This window comes from Pseudomonas sp. TE3895 (assembly GCF_056278855.1).
Map to the genome: position 1 here is coordinate 5,332,793 of NZ_JBWBQE010000001.1, position 16,794 is coordinate 5,349,586.

The following is a 16,794-nucleotide window of genomic DNA, read 5'->3' on the forward strand; positions in this document are numbered from 1 at the left end:
AAGAAACACAAGAAAGGTAAAAGCATGAATTCGATTGCCCCCCTCAGCACCCTCTTCCCCACCGCCGAGCAAGTCCCGGAGGCCTACCGTCTGGGCGACCCGATCGAACAGCGTGAGTACCTGGTAGACGGCCAGTTACGCCACTGGGACGGTCCAGTGGCCACAGTGCGCAGCCCGGTCTACCTGGCCAGCGCAACGGGCGAGCAGCAAGTCATCCTGGGCAGTGCGCCGCTGCTCGATGCCACCACCGCGCTGGTCGCCCTCGATGCAGCGGTCAAGGCTTATGACAATGGCCAAGGTACCTGGCCGACGATGCGCGTGGCTGAACGCATCCAGCATGTCGAAACTTTCCTGGCCAGCATGCGCAAGCAGCGCGAGGCCGTCGTCAAGTTGCTGATGTGGGAGATCGGCAAGAACCTGAAGGATTCTGAAAAAGAATTCGACCGCACCTGCGATTACATAGTCGACACCATCAACGCTCTGAAAGACCTCGATCGTCGCTCAAGCCGATTCGAGCTTGAACAAGGCACACTTGGCCAAATCCGCCGAGTACCGCTGGGCGTGACGCTGTGCATGGGCCCCTACAACTATCCGCTCAACGAGACTTTTACCACCCTGATCCCCGCGCTGATCATGGGTAACACTGTGGTATTCAAACCGGCCAAGTTCGGTGTGCTGCTGATTCGCCCTCTGCTCGAAGCCTTCCGCGACAGCTTCCCGGCTGGTGTCATCAACGTGATCTACGGCAGCGGCCGCGAGACCGTGAGCGCACTGATGGCCAGCGGCAAGATCGATGTGTTTGCCTTCATTGGCACCCACAAGGCTGCCAGCGATTTGAAGAAACTGCACCCACGCCCGCACCGCCTGCGCGCTGCGCTCGGCCTGGACGCCAAGAACCCTGGCATCGTGCTGCCCCAGGTAGATCTGGACAATGCCGTGGAAGAGGCGGTTACCGGCGCACTGTCCTTCAATGGCCAGCGCTGCACCGCACTGAAGATCCTCTTCGTACATGAGGATGTGGTAGAGGCATTCCTTGATAAATTCAATCGCAAGGTTGCCGCGCTCAAGCCGGGCATGCCTTGGGAGCCGGGTGTTTCGCTCACGCCACTGCCCGAACCGGGCAAGACCGACTACCTCGCCACCCTTGTCGCTGATGCTAAAGCCAAGGGCGCCCAAGTGGTCAACGAAGGGGGGGGCGATGTCCGCGGCTCGTTCTTCTTCCCGGCAGTACTCTTCCCAGTCAGCCGCGAGATGCGCGTCTATCACGAAGAGCAGTTTGGCCCCGTGGTGCCGGTAGTGCCGTATCGCGATCTGAAAACGGTTATCGACTATGTTCTGGACTCTGACTACGGCCAGCAATTGAGCATCTTCGGTAATGACAGTGCAGAGGTGGGTCGTCTGGTCGATGCCTTCGCCAACCAGGTGGGTCGCATCAACATCAATGCCCAGTGCCAGCGCGGCCCGGACAACTATCCATTCAACGGCCGTAAAAACAGCGCTGAAGGTACCTTGTCGGTTCACGATGCGCTGCGTGTGTTCTCCATCCGCACCCTGGTTGCCACCAAGTTCCAAGGCAGCAACAAAGAACTGATCAGCAAGATCATTCGTAATCGTGAGTCGAGCTTCCTCACGACCGACTATATCTTCTGAGGGCCCGGCGATGAGCACCCGTGCATTGATCATCCTGGACGGCATCGGCCTGCGTGAGGCCAGCGAGTCCAATGCCTTGGCAGCGGCCCGCACGCCGAACCTGGACTCACTACTGGCGCACTACCCAAATAGTCAGATCGCGACCTCGGGCTTGGCCGTTGGCCTGCCCGAAGGCCAGATGGGCAACTCTGAGGTGGGGCACATGAACCTGGGCGCCGGACGGGTCGTGTATCAAAGCCTTACCCGCATCGACAAGGCTATTGCCGACGGGGACTTCGCTCGCAATGCTGCCCTGAGGTCACTGGTCGACCAGGCGGTAGAGCGTGACGGCGCGGTCCATGTCATGGGGCTGCTGTCGCCCGGCGGTGTCCACAGCCACATCGAGCAGATCACTGCAGCCTGCAAGACTTTGGCGGAGTTGGGCGTCAAGCGGTTTTATGTGCATGCCTACCTCGATGGCCGAGATACGCCGCCGAAAAGCGCTAGTGAATCGATCGAGGCACTGGAGGCAGCGCTTGCACAGTCAGGCCGTGGGCGTATCGCTACGCTGGTCGGACGCTATTTTGCGCTGGACCGCGACAATCGTTGGCCGAGGATCGAGAGTGCCTACCGCGCTATGGTTCAGGGTCAGGCCGAGTTTCAGGCCAGCTCTGCCAGCGAGGCATTGTCACAGGCGTATGAACGTGGCGAAAGCGACGAGTTCGTTGCCGCAACGATCATCGGTGAGCCGGTTCCGCTGCAGCCGCAGGATGCACTTCTGTTCATGAACTTCCGCCCGGATCGTGCACGGCAATTGTGCCAGGCGCTGGTCATGCCAGATTTCGTTGGCTTCGAGCGGCCGTTTGTAGTGCCAGCGTCGCAGTTGTTGACACTGACCAGGTACGCCGAAGACCTGCCCTGCCCCTTCGCGTTTGGGCCAGAAAGCATCGTCAACAGCCTGGGCGAATACCTGGCGGGTCTGGGCAAGCGACAATTGCGTATCGCCGAGACGGAGAAGTATGCCCATGTAACATTCTTCTTCAATGGCGGGCGCGAACAGCCTTTTCCCGGCGAAGAGCGCATCCTGATCCCCTCGCCCGCCGTGGCCTCGTATGACCTCCAACCGCAGATGAGTGCGCCAGAACTGACCGAGCGCCTGGTCGAAGCGATCGAAAGCGAACGTTTTGACTTGGTAGTGTGCAATTACGCCAATGGCGACATGGTCGGACACACCGGATCATTCGACGCGGCAGTAAAGGCCGTCGAGGCCCTCGACAACTGCCTTGCTAACGTAGTCGAAGCGATTTTGAAGATCGATGGACAGTGCCTGATCACCGCCGACCACGGCAATGTTGAACAGATGACAGATCCCGACTCCGGGCAGTCCCACACATCTCACACATTGAACCCGGTGCCGCTAATTCTGGTGGGCCGTCACGTGGCTAATACAGGCTTGCGCGACGGCAGGCTGTGCGACATAGCCCCCACGCTTTTGCAATTGATGAATCTCCCACTGCCGGCACAGATGGAAGGTCATTCGTTGCTTACCAACTGATCGGTCTTCAGGGGACCATCAGGTCATGGATGGGCTGGGAGTGGTCTGGTCACCCTGCCTTGCCATCGATGACGTGCTCCACGGTGACGCTACTGCGCGTCTTTGAGGCGGTCCCCAACGGGACCGCCTCCTTTTTATTCCCGCCTGCGCATCCTGACTGCAGGGCTTAGACACTGATAGGTAATTGATATGGAATGGCTTACCAGCCCAGAAATCTGGGTCGCCTTCTTCACCCTGACCGCCCTGGAAATCGTCCTTGGCATTGACAATATCATCATGATCGCCATTCTCGTCGGCCGCATGCCGCCGCATATGCGTGCGCGCACCCGCTTTTTCGGGCTGGCGCTGGCGATGGTCACGCGCATCTTGCTGCTGCTTTCGATCACCTGGATCATGGGGCTCACCCGCGACCTGTTCGAAGTCTTTGGCCAAGGCATTTCCGGGCGAGACCTGATTCTGTTTTTCGGCGGGTTGTTCCTGCTGTACAAGAGCAGTACTGAAATGTTCCAAAGCCTGGAAGGTGAAGAAGAACAAGCCTCCGACGCCCCAGGTGTCGGACGCGGATTCATCGCCACGATCATTCAGATTGCCATCATCGATATCGTCTTCTCGCTCGACTCGGTCATCACTGCCGTGGGCATGGTTTCGAATGTGCCCGTGATGGTTGCCGCGATCATCGTCGCGGTGATGGTGATGATGATGGCCGCCGGCACTATCAGCGCGTTCATCGAGCGCCATCCAAGCCTGAAGATGCTGGCGCTGTCCTTCCTGGTCGTGGTCGGTACCGTGCTGATCGCAGAGTCTTTCGACGTGCATGTACCCAAGGGCTATGTCTACTTCGCAATGGCGTTCTCGCTGGCAGTGGAAGCTTTGAACATCCGTATGCGAACCCGCCGTGAAAAAGCTCAGGATGAGGCAGGTGAAGGTAACCTGGCAAAAGCCGACTGAGCACCTTCCTCGTACTACAGATTGGGGCCGCTTATGCGGCCCCAATGCGTTTGAATCAAGCTGAAAGCCTGTCCCACGACGGCGAAGTACCGAGTAGTGGCACACGTTATCCGATGTCGACTGCTGTTGCTTACGCTTGCACCTGCCCCCGCACGCTGGGTCAGGATTTCAAATGGGTGCAATTGCATTGCCCACAGCTTCGCTAGTAAGGAGGGCCAACCACGGGCTTGAGATTGACCGGATGTGTTAGTCACGGCGGTGGCGCCCCGGCCCGCAAGATCTGCCTGAGGTCGCCACGCATTGAAGGGTATGAGGGATCTAACGCTAGGGCTTTTGCGATGTACGCAGAACTGCAGAGAGACAAGTAGCCGGTGCGGTTCCTGACCGCACCGGCATTCCACAATGAACGTCAGCCTGCACTCCAAGGGAACAAGCCAAACGCCATGGCCACGACCATGATCAGCATGCACAGGGCAAAGGCCCACTTCAGGGTGTACTTCTGATGGTCACTGAACTCGACCCCGGCCAACCCACACAGCAGGTAAGTCGATGCCACCAACGGGCTGAGCAAGTGCACCGGTTGCCCGACCAACGAAGCCCGACCGATCTCGGCGTGGGTGATGCCATAGACCTCGGCGGCCTTGGCCAGCACAGGCAATACACCGTAGTAGAAGGCATCGTTAGACATGAAGAACGTGCCTGGAATGCTCGCCAATGCAGTGATAGGTGCCATATAAGGGCCCCATTCCGCCGGCAGCATGTTCAGGAAGCTCTTGGACATTGCATCGACCATCCCGGTCCCCGACAGAATGCCCGCCAAAATACCGGCCGCCAGGAAGATCGCGATCTGGTTCAAGGCCGTGGGCGCATGCGCGGAGATGCGCCGGCGCTGGTCTTGCATGTGCGGGTAGTTGATTACCAGCGCAATCGAGAACGCCACCATGAACAGGATCGCCAGCGGCAGAATCTCCAGCACTAGGCCAGTCATCAGCGCGATAGTCAGGCCCGCATTGAGCCAGAACAATTTGGGTCGACGCAGTTCGGCGTTTTCTTCCGACAGTGAAGGCGTAGCCTCGTTATCAGCGTCATCGAATACCGTGGCCGCTGCTCCCAGCGATTGCGGCAAGCGTCCCAGGCGCTGACGTTCGCGGGTACCAATGAACCAGGCCAGCAGCATGACACCCAGGAAACTGATGATCAGCGTCGGGATCAATGGCAGGAAGAGCTCGGAAGTCTCCACTTGCAGCGAGGCCGCTGCCCGTGCCAATGGCCCACCCCATGGCAGCAGATTGGTCACACTGGCAGCCAGAATTACCACGCAGGTCAGCGCCAGAGGGTCCAGCCGCATGCGCTTGAACAGCGGCAGCATCGCGGTGACCGTGATCATGTAGGTGGTCGAGCCGTCACCGTCCAGCGACACCAGCCCTGCCAGCAGCGCGGCGAACACCACCGCTTTCATCGGGTCCCCGCCAATCAGCTTGATGAACTTCTTGATGATTGGGTCGAACAGCCCAGTGTCGAACATCAGGCCGAAGTAGAGGATGGCGAACATCACCATGATCGCAGTCGGCGCGACCTTGCGCAGGCCCTCGATCATCATGTCGCCCATGTCCGGCCCGAAGCCGGCAATCAACGCGAAGACGATCGGTACGGTGGTCATGGCCACCAGGGGTGACAGCCGTTTGGTCATGATCAGGGCCATGAAGGTCACGATCATGCCGTATCCAAGAAATGACAGCATTTGTATCACCTTGACTTGAAATACAATTATTGTTGTGGGTCAGCGCTCTTTCGGCGCATCAAGGTCACAGACGGCGAACCGTCAGCTCATGTGCAAGCCGCCATTGACCGAGAAGTCAGCTCCGTTTGCGTACCCTGACTCTTCGGATGCCAGCCAGCCACAAATGGCTGCAATTTCTTCGGGAGTGCCAAGCCGCCGTGCAGGAATGTCGTGGATCAAGCGATCCATCATGGCGGTACTGGTCACGGATTTGAGCTTGGGAGTGGAAATAAAGCCTGGCGATACCGTATTCACGGTCACGCCCCGCGACCCTACTTCACGGGCCAAGGCGCGGGTAAAGCCGCGGATGGCTGATTTGGCGGTGGAATAATTGACTTGGCCGACCTGGCCGATCTGCGCGTTCACCGATGAAATGTTGATCACTCGGCCCCATCCCCGGGAGGCCATGTCATCGATAACCTGCTTGGTCACGTTGAACAGCGAATTGAGGTTGGTATCAATGACAGTTGCCCAATCCCCGGGCTGCATGTCGCGAAATACCACATTGCAGGCTGTGCCGGCATTGTTGACCAGCACATCGATAGGACCGACTTCTTTCTTGATACGGTCAAAGGTGGCATTGCAAGAGTCCCAGTCAGCGACGTTGCCTTCAGAGGCAATGAAGTCGAACCCCTTCCGGTGCTGCTCGGCAAGCCAATCAGCTTTGTGCGGCGAAGAGGGTCCACAGCCGACCACTACGGTAAAACCGTCACGATAAAGACGCTGGCAAATAGCAGTACCTAAGCCGCCCATGCCGGCCGTGACGTAAGCGATGCGTTTGGACATAAACCTTACTCCTTTTGTGTTTTTTGTAGGGAGCAGCTAGCGAGCAAAACTCGCCTGATATTGGACTTCATTGAGCAGGAATACAATCCTGAGCAATTGTACAGGCAACCCACGTGATTAGAGCCCCTGAACGGCGAACCTGCGGACAGGCCTCTGCCACTCTGCTACTGCATTTTGGAAATTGCAAGTGCAATATCACATCCGGGTTGCCTGCATCGAATGACCGTTACGCTCCGCAACCTTCAGCTATACGATATAGTGAGCATCGACCTCACCCAGCCGGGCAGCTATCGCTGGATACACACCTTGACCACCTTGACCTCTCCGATCCGTAAAGACCTTGCCAACCAGTTGGCACCCAAGATCCTGGATATGGCTCGCGCGCGCTCAATGCGAGCCGGCGATCCGCTTAGAGAAGAAGCTTTCGCAAAGGAATTGGGCGTTTCACGATCCCCCATCCGTCGTGGCTTTGCGCTTCTTGAAGAGCTGGGACTGGCCGTCAAAGAGCCTAACCGAGGGTTTTTCCTGACCTGCGATGCACGCAGTGTCGATACCGGGAAACTGCCATTGGAGGTTGATTCTTTCGAAGACTTCTACCTGCGGGTAGTCGACGACGTGTTGGCGGGGGATATCGGAGCATCCTTCTTCGAAGCTGAGCTGATGCGCAAGTACGCTGTACCGCGGGGTCAGATCATTAAAGTTCTCAACCGGCTGGCCAGGGAGGGCATGATCGAACGGAACCCTGGCCAGGGCTGGAGCATCAATGCCTTTCTCCACGACTCCGAAGCGCACATACAGAGCTACCGATTTCGCATGGCTGTTGAACCAGCCGCCCTCCTCGAACCTGGCTATGTGGTAGACAAAGCCGCTTTCGCTAAAGCACGCAAAACACAGCAAACGCTGCTGGAAGGCGAGATCTTTACGCTGTCTCGTTCGCAGCTGTTCCATATCGGCGCGCAGTTGCATGAACTGATCGTGCGGTGTTCGGGCAATCCGTTCTTCCTGGAATCCATCCGTCGGCAAAACCAGCTGCGCCGCTTCATGGCTTATAAGTCCAACGTCGACAGACCGCGGTTGATTCAACAATGCCGCGAGCACATCGAATTGCTAGACCTGATTGAGTCTGGCCAACGCGAACAGGCTGCCGAATTCCTTCGCTCGCACTTGGATCATGTGAGCCGCTTGAAAGCTGCCCATGAGGCCAAAAGCGTAAAGTAGCGTACGCCCCCTTCGTACGATCGAGGCCCTGGGGAGACAGGCGACGCCCTCCCCTCACCTTCCCAAAGGCAGGGGGCGGTCGGTGATCACATGCTTCATCACCAACGTTGACGTCAGCCTCTGAACATTCGGCAGCCTGGAGAGTTCTTCATCATAGAGCTCTCGAAAAGCAGGCAGATCAGCTGTTACTACCATCAGCAGGTAGTCGGGATCACCGAATAAGCGTTGTGCCTGAATGATGGATGGAATACCTGGCAACGCCCTTTCAAAGTCAGCCACTGCCTGGTGGTGCCCCTCTCGCAATGTCACAAATACAAGTGAGGAGAAATTCAGGCCGAGGGCAGTCGCGCACAGATGAGCCCGGTATCCGGTGATGACACCTCCCTCCTCTAGCGCGCGGACACGACGATGGCACGGCGAGAGGCTCAATCCTACTCTCTCGGCCAGCTCAGTCAGCGACTGGCGCCCATCGCGCTGTAGCTCAGCAAGAATCTTCTTGTCTATCCGGTCCATTCAGAAAAACCTTCCACGCTTAATCCAGTATTCGACTCACTTTGAAAGATAATACCACCCGATTTTACTTATCCTTCTATCGCAGCAGACCCAGCCTGTGGCCTGCTCATTTTCACTCTGAAGGAAAATTGATCGTGAGTTTGTCCGTTCTGGCAGCGTTTTGGGCTGTTTCATTTCTCTTCGTCATCACACCAGGAGTTGATTGGGCTTATGCAATATCTGCAGGCTTGCGCGGCCGAGTTGTTATACCGGCGGTAGCCGGCATGTTGTCAGGGCACCTCCTGGCGACCGTCATCGTGGCCGCAGGTGTCGGTGGATTGCTTGTTCAAGTGCCATTCGCACTGTCGGCGCTTACACTGATGGGCGCCGGCTATCTGCTGTGGCTTGGCTTGAATATGTTGCTTAAACCCGCTGCTCGAGTTCAAGAAGCAGAATCCAATGAAGGCAACTGGATGGCTTGGGCACTCAAGGGACTGTGCGTGAGTGGCATGAACCCCAAAGTCGTTCTGCTCTTTCTCGCGCTGCTACCCCAGTTCACCAATCCTCTGGGCAACTGGCCCGTTTCGATCCAGATTCTGGCACTGGGGATGGTCCATGCCCTCAGTTGCGGCGTCGTGTACCTCACTGTGGGTTACGGCGCTCGTGCCGTGCTTGGAACGCGTCCAAGCGCTGCCATCATGGTCAGTCGCTTTTCGGGAGCCGCAATGATTGTGATCGCCGTGGTGCTTGCAGCCGAACGAATCATCACCCTATCGTGAGCAATAAAATGCCTGATCAATCCAATGCACCCTACGCTACCCGTCCATCACGACGGGTCCGAATTCCTCATCTCCGTGAAATGAAGGAACGGGGGGAGAAATGGGCGATGTTGACCGCCTACGATATGTTAACCGCGTCGATTTTTGAGGCGGCAGGCATCCCGGTGCTTCTGGTCGGCGACTCTGCAGCCAATAATGTGTACGGCTATGACTCCACTCTTTCAGTGACCATTGATGAGTTGTTGCCATTGGTGCGAGCCGTCTCAAGGAGCTGCGAGCGAGCATTGATCATTGCTGATTTGCCATTTGGCTCATACCAAGGCACCCCAGAGCAGTGCTTCAACACAGCCGTTCGCTTCATGAAGGAAGGTGGCGCCCATGCCGTGAAACTGGAGGGCGGCATCGAGATGCTGCCTCAGGTGCAGAAGCTGGTCAGTTCGGGAATCCCCGTGATGGCTCACATCGGCTTCACCCCTCAGGCCGAACATCACCTTGGCGGCTATCGCGTACAAGGCAAAGGTCAGGACGCTCTAAGGCTCCTTGAAGCGGCCAAAGCATTCGAGCAAGCAGGTGCTTTCGCCTTACTGATCGAGATGGTGCCTGGTGCCTTGGCGACTGAAATTAGTCAGGCTGTCTCTATTCCCACAGTGGGAATTGGAGCAGGCAATGGTTGCGATGCACAGGTTTTGGTCTGGCAGGATATGGCAGGCCTGCGGAGCACCCCACTACCTCGGTTCGTCAAGCAATACGCCAACATGCGTCAGGTTTTGATCGATGCTGCGCAGGCGTTTGCCGAAGATGTAGCGGGGGGGAATTTCCCTGGCCCAGCGCACACTTTCTGAAAAAGGGGTGAGTCATGAGCGAAATACGTCGCAAGGCGGTTGAAGGCCTTCAGGTAGGGGATACCTTCAGCATAAAACGCACCTTCACCCATGCCGAAGTTGCAAGCTTCGAACAAATATCAAGGGATCAAAACCCCATACATTCCCATCCTGACTATGCCAAAGCCAAAGGCTTTAAAGGAACGATCGCTCACGGTTTATTGACAGCCAGTTTAGTAACCGAGATTGGAGGTCAGCTCGGCTGGCTAGCCGCGTCAATGAGCTTTGGATTCAAGCGCCCTGTTTATCCAGGAGAAGCGTTGACCTGCGAGTGGAGGATCCTCAGCATTGATGAAAGCGGTCGGGCTGAGGCAGATATAAAGGTGCAGAACCAAGGTGGAGAACTCGTTATGACTGCACGAACAACTGGGGTCGTGCCAAACGAGGTCGAACGGGCGATGCTCCGATCAATGCTTGGCGAGCAGATTTCGGTTACACCTGCCGCCACACCAATGGATGCCGATCCTTGATCGTGACAGGTGGCCGATCGTCGTTTGGATGCTAAAAGGCAGAAAAAAGTTAGTTTTCGCAACCATCTGATTAGCCTGATTATTTTATGCGTTAACCGTTAGTAACGCTCAGATGTTCAGAAAGTTATCGCGGGGCGTCTGTAACAGGGGATGTTTACAGCCTGAACCGGCCCTTTCGCGGGCTGCCGGCGAAAAGGCCGGTTCAGGCGACCCATCAAAGGGAGGGGGCGGCGGCTTCGACCGGCTGGGCATCCTGCTGCACCTGAATGGGTGCAGCTTCCGCCGGCGGGGCCACAGGCTGCGAACCCTGGCTATCATCCAGCACCGGCGCCGCTGCCGCCTCGCTGGCCGGGGCTACCCCCGCAGGTGCAGGCGTCGCCTCAACCAACGGTGCAGCTGCCGGGGCCGGCGCCACCGGGTTTGCCGCCGCTTGCTCCGGAAGCCCAAGGTCAGCCGCCGGTTTTTCAACCTTCGGCGCTGGCTCTTCGACCTTGGCCTTGCTCACTTTTTTCGGCTTGGGCAGGTAGCTCTCCACCAAGGCGAAATAGCGGTCATAGAACTGCGCCGCGGTCACCGTCTCACTGGCCACCTTGACCATCGAGTCGTCACTGGAGCCGATCGGCATCGACACCGAACCCAGCACCCCCACGCCCAGGCTGGCGGAGGTGTTGGACTTTTTCAGCGCATAGCGGTCCTGGAGGGCGTTGGCGAACATGGTCGAGCGCTGATCGTCGCTCACGTCCGGCGCACAGGTGACATTGAAGCTGATCTGCAGGTGGTTCTCGCTGTTTTGCTGAAAGCTCTTGTTACCCACCACCTGGTTGGCGCCGCTGCTGGTGATGATGTATCCCTGGCTAAGCAAAGCACGCCGGGCGGCCTCGCAAGAGCCGGCATCGCTCACCGGAAAGCTGCGCGAGAAGGTACCCGAGTCATCGAAGTTCTCGTGCTCGTAGACGGCCGCTTTTTTCGAGGAACAACCGGTCACGCCCGCCAGCACCAGGGCCAGCCCGAGCGCACCAAAGACGGAAGATCTGGTCATTGCGAATTCCGGGTATGTCGGGAAAGTGCCTATTGTGCAACACAGCAGGCAGGCACAGGAACCGCTGGTCGGTGAAGAATCTGTCAGGTTGGTGTAAATCTGGGTAAAGGCAGGCACTTACCAGGCGCACCAACGAAAAAAGCGACCCGAAGGTCGCTTTAACGTTGCTTCAAGGCGTTCATGGGGCCTTGAAGCGAAGATGGCGCAGCGGACGGGACTCGAACCCGCGACCCCCGGCGTGACAGGCCGGTATTCTAACCGACTGAACTACCGCTGCGTATCATTCAGGCTTGCGCCCGATTGAAACCTGGGTCTACCCTTCCGGCGCGATGGCCTCAGGGCAGACACAAAAAAAGCGATAACGCGATCGCTTCTCTTGTGTTTGCTTCAAGGTGTTCTAGGGACCTTGAAACGAAGATGGCGCAGCGGACGGGACTCGAACCCGCGACCCCCGGCGTGACAGGCCGGTATTCTAACCGACTGAACTACCGCTGCGTATCGTTCAGGCTTGCGCCTGATTGAAACTGGGATCAGCCCAAGGCATGTGCCTTATGGCTTCAGACCGGTGCCAGGCACCCATCTGTTACTGAAAAATGGCGCAGCGGACGGGACTCGAACCCGCGACCCCCGGCGTGACAGGCCGGTATTCTAACCGACTGAACTACCGCTGCGCAGTGCGTTCCTCTCTGGCTATCGGCTTCTTGCGAACCCGATGCTCCAGGAACATCTCAGGAAGTGGTGGGTGATGACGGGATCGAACCGCCGACCCTCTGCTTGTAAGGCAGATGCTCTCCCGGCTGAGCTAATCACCCTCGCGATGTTGCTTGTTGCGTTTGCTTCGCTGAGGCCGCGAAATTTACGCAGGTGGCGAAGCTAAGTCAATAGCCCCATTGAATTTTTTTCAAAAAGGCAACGTGAGGTTATTGCCTGTGCCGGCCTCTTCGTGGGTAAACCCGCTCCTACAGTCGGACATTAACCGTTGTAGGAGCGGGTTTACCCGCGAAGAGGCAGGCGCAGTTTAAAAAAGGTGCTCAGGTATAGATCATCTTGCGGGTCATGCCGCCATCGACCACAAACTCCTGGCCGGTGACAAATGCCGCCTGGCGTGACAGCAACCAGGCAACCATGGCCGCGACATCTTCCACGGTCCCTACCCTGCCCGTTGGATGCTGGGCATGGTCAGCTTCGCTCAACGGCTCGGCACGGCGCTGCGACGGATCACGGGCATCGATCCAGCCCGGGCTCACCGCATTGACGCGAATCTCCGGGCCCAGGCTCATGGCCAGGGCATGGGTCAAAGCCACCAGGCCGCCCTTGCTTGCCGCGTAAGCCTCGGTGTCGGGTTCGGACTGCCGAGCACGGGTAGAGGTCAGGTTGACGATCGCCCCATTGTGCGCACGCAGGTACGGCGCACAATGCTTGGCCAGCAGCATGGGGCCACTGAGGTTGACCCCCAGCACCCGGTTCCATTGGGCCAGGCTCAGGCTTTCCAGCGTCTGGTTGTGCGGGTTGGCAATGGCCGCATTGCACACCAGCGCGTCCAGCCGGCCGAACTGCCCGAGCACTTCGGACACGCCGGCACTGACCTGGGCCTCGTCGGCAACGTCCATGGTGATGAACCAGGCGTTGTCGCCCAACGCCTTGGCCGCTTTGGTACCACGCTGGCGGTCCAGATCACTCAGCACCACTTGCCAGCCTTCGCAGATCAGCCATGCGGCAATGCCAAGACCGATGCCGCGGGCGGCGCCCGTGACCAAGGCTACCCGGCCATTGTGGCCCGGGGTGCTGCCGCTGATTTCGATCACAATGCCGCCAGCCCGCGCGCCAGGTCAGCCTGCAGGTCGGCCACGTCTTCCAGGCCCACGGCAACGCGGATCAGGCTGTCGCGGATACCCGCCGCTTCACGCTCCTGCGGCGACAGACGACCGTGTGAGGTGGTCGCCGGATGAGCGATGGTGGTTTTGCTGTCACCCAGGTTGGTAGTGATGGAAATCACTCGGGTAGCGTCGATGAAACGCCACGCGCCCTCTTTGCCACCCTTGACCTCAAAACTGACCACTGCACCAAAACCGCTCATCTGGCGCTTGGCCAGTTCGTGCTGCGGGTGGCTGGGCAGGCCGGCGTAATGCACCTTCTCCACGCCGTCCTGCTGCTCCAGCCATTCGGCCAGGGCCTGAGCGCTTTCGCAGTGTGCACGCATACGCAGGCGCAGCGTTTCCAGGCCCTTGGTGAAGATCCAGGCGTTGAACGGGCTGAGGGTTGGACCTGCGGTTCGCAGGAAACCCACCACTTCTTTCATTTGCTCGGTACGGCCGGCAACCACACCGCCCATGCAGCGGCCCTGGCCATCGATGAACTTGGTGGCCGAGTGGAACACAATGTCGGCACCCAGCTTCAGCGGCTGCTGCAACGCCGGGGTACTGAAACAGTTGTCCACCACCAGCATGGCACCCTGAGCATGGGCGATTTCGCTGAGCGCAGTGATATCGACCAACTCGGCCAGCGGGTTGGAAGGCGATTCGACGATCAGCAGCTTGGTGTTGGCCTTGATGGCCTTTTCCCAGCCGGTGAGGTCGACCAGTGGCACGTAGTCCACCTGTAGGCCAAAGCGCTTGAAGTACTTCTCGAACAGGCTGATGGTGGAGCCGAATACGCTCTGCGACACCAGCACATGGTCACCGGCGCTGCACAGCGACATGACCACGGCCAGGATCGCCGCCATGCCGGTGGACGTACCCACGGCCTGTTCGGCACCTTCCATGGCCGCCAGGCGCTCCTCGAAGGCACGCACCGATGGGTTGGTGTAGCGCGAATAGACGTTGCCCGGCGTTTCGCCGGCAAAGCGCGCAGCAGCATCGGCTGCCGTGCGGAACACATAGCTGGAGGTCAGGAACAGCGCTTCGCTGTGCTCGCCTTCCGGGGTACGGTTTTGACCAGCGCGAACCGCCAGGGTGTCGAAACCGACACCCTCGAGGTCACTGTCCAGTCGCCCGGCATCCCATTGATCCGTCATGCCGTCGCTCCCAAAATCAGTTGTTGTAAAGGTCGATGATCGCGCTGACGGCCTGGTTCTTGACCTTGGCCAGGTCATTACGGGCCTGCTCGATGCGGTCGAGGTAGGCTTCGTCGATATCGCCAGTGACGTATTCGCCGTTGAACACCGCGCAATCGAACTGCTCGATCTTGATCTTGCCGCCGCCGACCGAATCGATCAGGTCTGGCAGGTCCTGATAGACCAGCCAATCGGCGCCAATCAACTCACCCACCTGTTCGGTGGTGCGGTTGTGGGCGATCAGTTCGTGAACACTCGGCATGTCGATGCCGTAGACGTTGGGGTAGCGTACTGCAGGGGCCGCGGAGCAGAAGTAGACATTCTTGGCGCCGGCTTCGCGGGCCATCTGGATGATCTGCTTGCAGGTGGTGCCGCGCACGATCGAGTCGTCCACCAGCATCACATTCTTGCCGCGGAACTCCAGCTCGATGGCGTTGAGCTTCTGACGCACCGACTTCTTGCGCGCGGCCTGGCCGGGCATGATGAAGGTACGACCGATGTAACGGTTCTTGACGAAACCTTCGCGGAACTTGACGCCCAGCCGGTTGGCCAGTTCCAGCGCGGCAGTGCGACTGGTATCCGGGATCGGGATGACCACGTCGATATCATGATCGGGGCGCTCGCGCATGATCTTGTCGGCCAGCTTTTCACCCATGCGCAGACGCGCCTTGTACACCGAGACCCCATCGATGATCGAGTCCGGGCGCGCCAGGTAGACGTGCTCGAAGATGCACGGCTGCAGCTTCGGCGCTTCGGCGCACTGCTTGGTGAACAACTGGCCTTCTTCGGTGATGTACACCGCTTCGCCCGGTGCCAGGTCGCGGATCAGGGTGAAGCCGAGCACGTCCAGGGCGACGCTTTCCGACGCGATCATGTATTCCACACCTTCGTCGGTGTGACGCTGACCGAACACCACCGGGCGAATGCCGTGGGGGTCGCGGAAACCGACGATGCCGTAGCCGGTGATCATGGCCACCACGGCGTAACCGCCAACGCAGCGGCTGTGCACATGGGAGACCGCAGCGAACACGTCTTCTTCGGTCGGCTGCAACTTGCCGCGCACCGCCAGTTCATGGGCGAACACGTTCAGCAGCACTTCCGAATCGGAGTTGGTGTTGACGTGGCGCAGGTCGGACTCGTAGATCTCCTTGGCCAACTGCTCGACGTTGGTCAGGTTGCCGTTGTGAGCCAGGGTGATGCCGTAAGGCGAGTTGACGTAGAACGGCTGGGCCTCGGCCGAGGTCGAGCTGCCCGCAGTGGGGTAGCGCACGTGGCCGATGCCGATGTTGCCTACCAGGCGCTGCATGTGGCGCTGCTGGAACACGTCGCGCACCAGGCCATTATCCTTGCGCAGGAACAACCGGCCGTCATGGCTGGTCACGATACCGGCAGCGTCCTGGCCGCGGTGCTGGAGGACCGTAAGCGCGTCATACAGCGCCTGATTGACGTTCGACTTACCGACGATACCGACGATGCCACACATGCGACGCAACCCCTACTTTGATGAAACTTGAGTGAATAGCGCTCAGGGCTTGGACGGCCCGAGCAACTGTTCCTTGAACGGAAGATCAGCCGGAGTGCTGATCAGCCCACTGGGCGTCCATTGGCCGGTGAAACCCAGAATCAGGTTTTTCGACCAGTCGGCGACCAAGAGAAATTGTGGTATCAGGCGTGATTCCTGCCACCAGTTGTCTTGTTGAACCGGCCCCAAGCTGATCAGGCCTATGGCCACCACTACCAGCAAGGCCCCGCGCGCAGCACCGAAGGCCATGCCCAGGAAACGATCGGTGCCGGACAGCCCGGTCACGCGGATCAGCTCACCGACAAGGAAGTTGACCATGGCCCCCACCAGCAAGGTGGCGACGAAAAGAATGGCGCAGCCAGCGATGACGCGCATCGATGGCGTCTGGATATAGCTCTCAAGATACACCGAGAGCGAACCGCCGAACATCCAGGCAACCGCACCGGCAATGATCCAGATGAGCAAGGACAAGGCCTCCTTGACGAAGCCGCGCTTGAGACTGATCAGTGTGGAGACGGCGATGATCGCAATGATCGCCCAATCAACCAAGGTAAATGCCACGGTGCTGCCTGCAGACGTTTGAGGCGGCGCATTTTACCAGAGCGGCGGGCCGGGAGTAAGCGGAATGTCAGCTGGATTGGTG

15 protein-coding genes and 4 tRNA genes are annotated in these 16,794 nt (G+C 58.7%); 7 read left to right on the forward strand and 12 right to left on the reverse strand.

Features of this window, described 5'->3' with window-relative positions; genetic code table 11:
• The first annotated feature begins 24 nt into the window (after nt 1-24).
• The 3 genes from ACZ889_RS24135 (at nt 25) to ACZ889_RS24145 (ending at nt 4,132) form a co-directional block, all read left to right on the forward strand.
• Entirely contained in the window at nt 25-1,650 is a 1,626-nt protein-coding gene (locus tag ACZ889_RS24135; protein ID WP_476257886.1) for an NADP-dependent glyceraldehyde-3-phosphate dehydrogenase, read from the forward strand.
• A gap of 10 nt (nt 1,651-1,660) precedes the next feature.
• Nucleotides 1,661-3,184: a 2,3-bisphosphoglycerate-independent phosphoglycerate mutase gene (gene gpmI, locus ACZ889_RS24140; RefSeq protein ID WP_476257887.1), complete on the forward strand. Its 1,524-nt coding sequence runs from the start codon at nt 1,661-1,663 to the stop codon at nt 3,182-3,184.
• A 189-nt stretch (nt 3,185-3,373) separates the two neighbouring features.
• Nucleotides 3,374-4,132, forward strand: a complete 759-nt coding sequence (locus tag ACZ889_RS24145; protein WP_110744491.1) for a TerC family protein — start codon at nt 3,374-3,376, stop codon at nt 4,130-4,132.
• A 409-nt stretch (nt 4,133-4,541) separates the two neighbouring features.
• Here the strand turns inward: ACZ889_RS24145 and ACZ889_RS24150 are convergent, their stop codons facing one another.
• Both ACZ889_RS24150 and phbB read right to left on the reverse strand, forming a co-directional pair.
• On the reverse strand, nt 4,542-5,873 hold the full coding sequence (locus tag ACZ889_RS24150) for a CitMHS family transporter (protein WP_476257888.1): 1,332 nt from the start codon (nt 5,871-5,873) through the stop codon (nt 4,542-4,544).
• Nucleotides 5,874-5,954: 81 nt separating this feature from the next.
• Nucleotides 5,955-6,698 (reverse strand): acetoacetyl-CoA reductase, encoded by a 744-nt coding sequence (gene phbB / locus ACZ889_RS24155; protein WP_476257889.1) that lies wholly within the window; start codon nt 6,696-6,698, stop codon nt 5,955-5,957.
• Nucleotides 6,699-7,013: 315 nt separating this feature from the next.
• Between phbB and ACZ889_RS24160 the strand changes: the two genes are divergently transcribed.
• Complete coding sequence (locus ACZ889_RS24160; RefSeq protein WP_476258037.1) at nt 7,014-7,916, forward strand: GntR family transcriptional regulator; 903 nt, start codon at nt 7,014-7,016, stop codon at nt 7,914-7,916.
• A gap of 54 nt (nt 7,917-7,970) precedes the next feature.
• Here ACZ889_RS24160 and ACZ889_RS24165 read toward each other — a convergent pair whose 3' ends face one another.
• Entirely contained in the window at nt 7,971-8,429 is a 459-nt protein-coding gene (locus tag ACZ889_RS24165; RefSeq protein WP_476257890.1) for an Lrp/AsnC family transcriptional regulator, read from the reverse strand.
• 134 nt (nt 8,430-8,563) lie between these two features.
• Here ACZ889_RS24165 and ACZ889_RS24170 point away from each other — a divergent pair, with 134 nt between their 5' ends.
• From ACZ889_RS24170 to ACZ889_RS24180, 3 genes are read left to right on the forward strand one after another with little or no spacing between them, the layout of a single operon-like run.
• Nucleotides 8,564-9,187, forward strand: a complete 624-nt coding sequence (locus ACZ889_RS24170) for a LysE family translocator (protein ID WP_476257891.1) — start codon at nt 8,564-8,566, stop codon at nt 9,185-9,187.
• Nucleotides 9,188-9,195: 8 nt separating this feature from the next.
• On the forward strand, nt 9,196-10,029 hold the full coding sequence (panB, locus tag ACZ889_RS24175) for a 3-methyl-2-oxobutanoate hydroxymethyltransferase (RefSeq protein WP_476257892.1): 834 nt from the start codon (nt 9,196-9,198) through the stop codon (nt 10,027-10,029).
• A 14-nt stretch (nt 10,030-10,043) separates the two neighbouring features.
• Nucleotides 10,044-10,538: a MaoC family dehydratase gene (locus ACZ889_RS24180; RefSeq protein WP_476257893.1), complete on the forward strand. Its 495-nt coding sequence runs from the start codon at nt 10,044-10,046 to the stop codon at nt 10,536-10,538.
• Between the two features lie 214 nt (nt 10,539-10,752).
• Here ACZ889_RS24180 and ACZ889_RS24185 read toward each other — a convergent pair whose 3' ends face one another.
• The 9 genes from ACZ889_RS24185 to ACZ889_RS24225 form a co-directional block, all read right to left on the reverse strand.
• A complete protein-coding gene (locus ACZ889_RS24185; RefSeq protein ID WP_004574902.1) occupies nt 10,753-11,577 on the reverse strand; it encodes a DUF2242 domain-containing protein in 825 nt (274 codons plus the stop codon).
• Between the two features lie 200 nt (nt 11,578-11,777).
• A tRNA-Asp gene (locus ACZ889_RS24190) sits at nt 11,778-11,854 on the reverse strand.
• A 141-nt stretch (nt 11,855-11,995) separates the two neighbouring features.
• Nucleotides 11,996-12,072, reverse strand: a tRNA-Asp gene (locus tag ACZ889_RS24195).
• Nucleotides 12,073-12,171: 99 nt separating this feature from the next.
• Nucleotides 12,172-12,248: transfer RNA gene (locus ACZ889_RS24200), tRNA-Asp, on the reverse strand.
• A 65-nt stretch (nt 12,249-12,313) separates the two neighbouring features.
• Nucleotides 12,314-12,389 (reverse strand) — tRNA-Val (locus tag ACZ889_RS24205).
• Nucleotides 12,390-12,608: 219 nt separating this feature from the next.
• Nucleotides 12,609-13,382: an SDR family oxidoreductase gene (locus ACZ889_RS24210; RefSeq protein WP_180689476.1), complete on the reverse strand. Its 774-nt coding sequence runs from the start codon at nt 13,380-13,382 to the stop codon at nt 12,609-12,611.
• Nucleotides 13,379-14,590, reverse strand: coding sequence for an O-succinylhomoserine sulfhydrylase (locus tag ACZ889_RS24215; RefSeq protein ID WP_003247208.1), 1,212 nt, complete (start codon nt 14,588-14,590; stop codon nt 13,379-13,381). Before ACZ889_RS24215 ends, ACZ889_RS24210 begins: the two co-directional genes overlap by 4 nt.
• A gap of 16 nt (nt 14,591-14,606) precedes the next feature.
• On the reverse strand, nt 14,607-16,112 hold the full coding sequence (gene purF, locus ACZ889_RS24220) for an amidophosphoribosyltransferase (protein WP_004574897.1): 1,506 nt from the start codon (nt 16,110-16,112) through the stop codon (nt 14,607-14,609).
• A 42-nt stretch (nt 16,113-16,154) separates the two neighbouring features.
• Entirely contained in the window at nt 16,155-16,712 is a 558-nt protein-coding gene (locus ACZ889_RS24225) for a CvpA family protein (RefSeq protein WP_047604527.1), read from the reverse strand.
• Nucleotides 16,713-16,794: the final 82 nt, after the last annotated feature.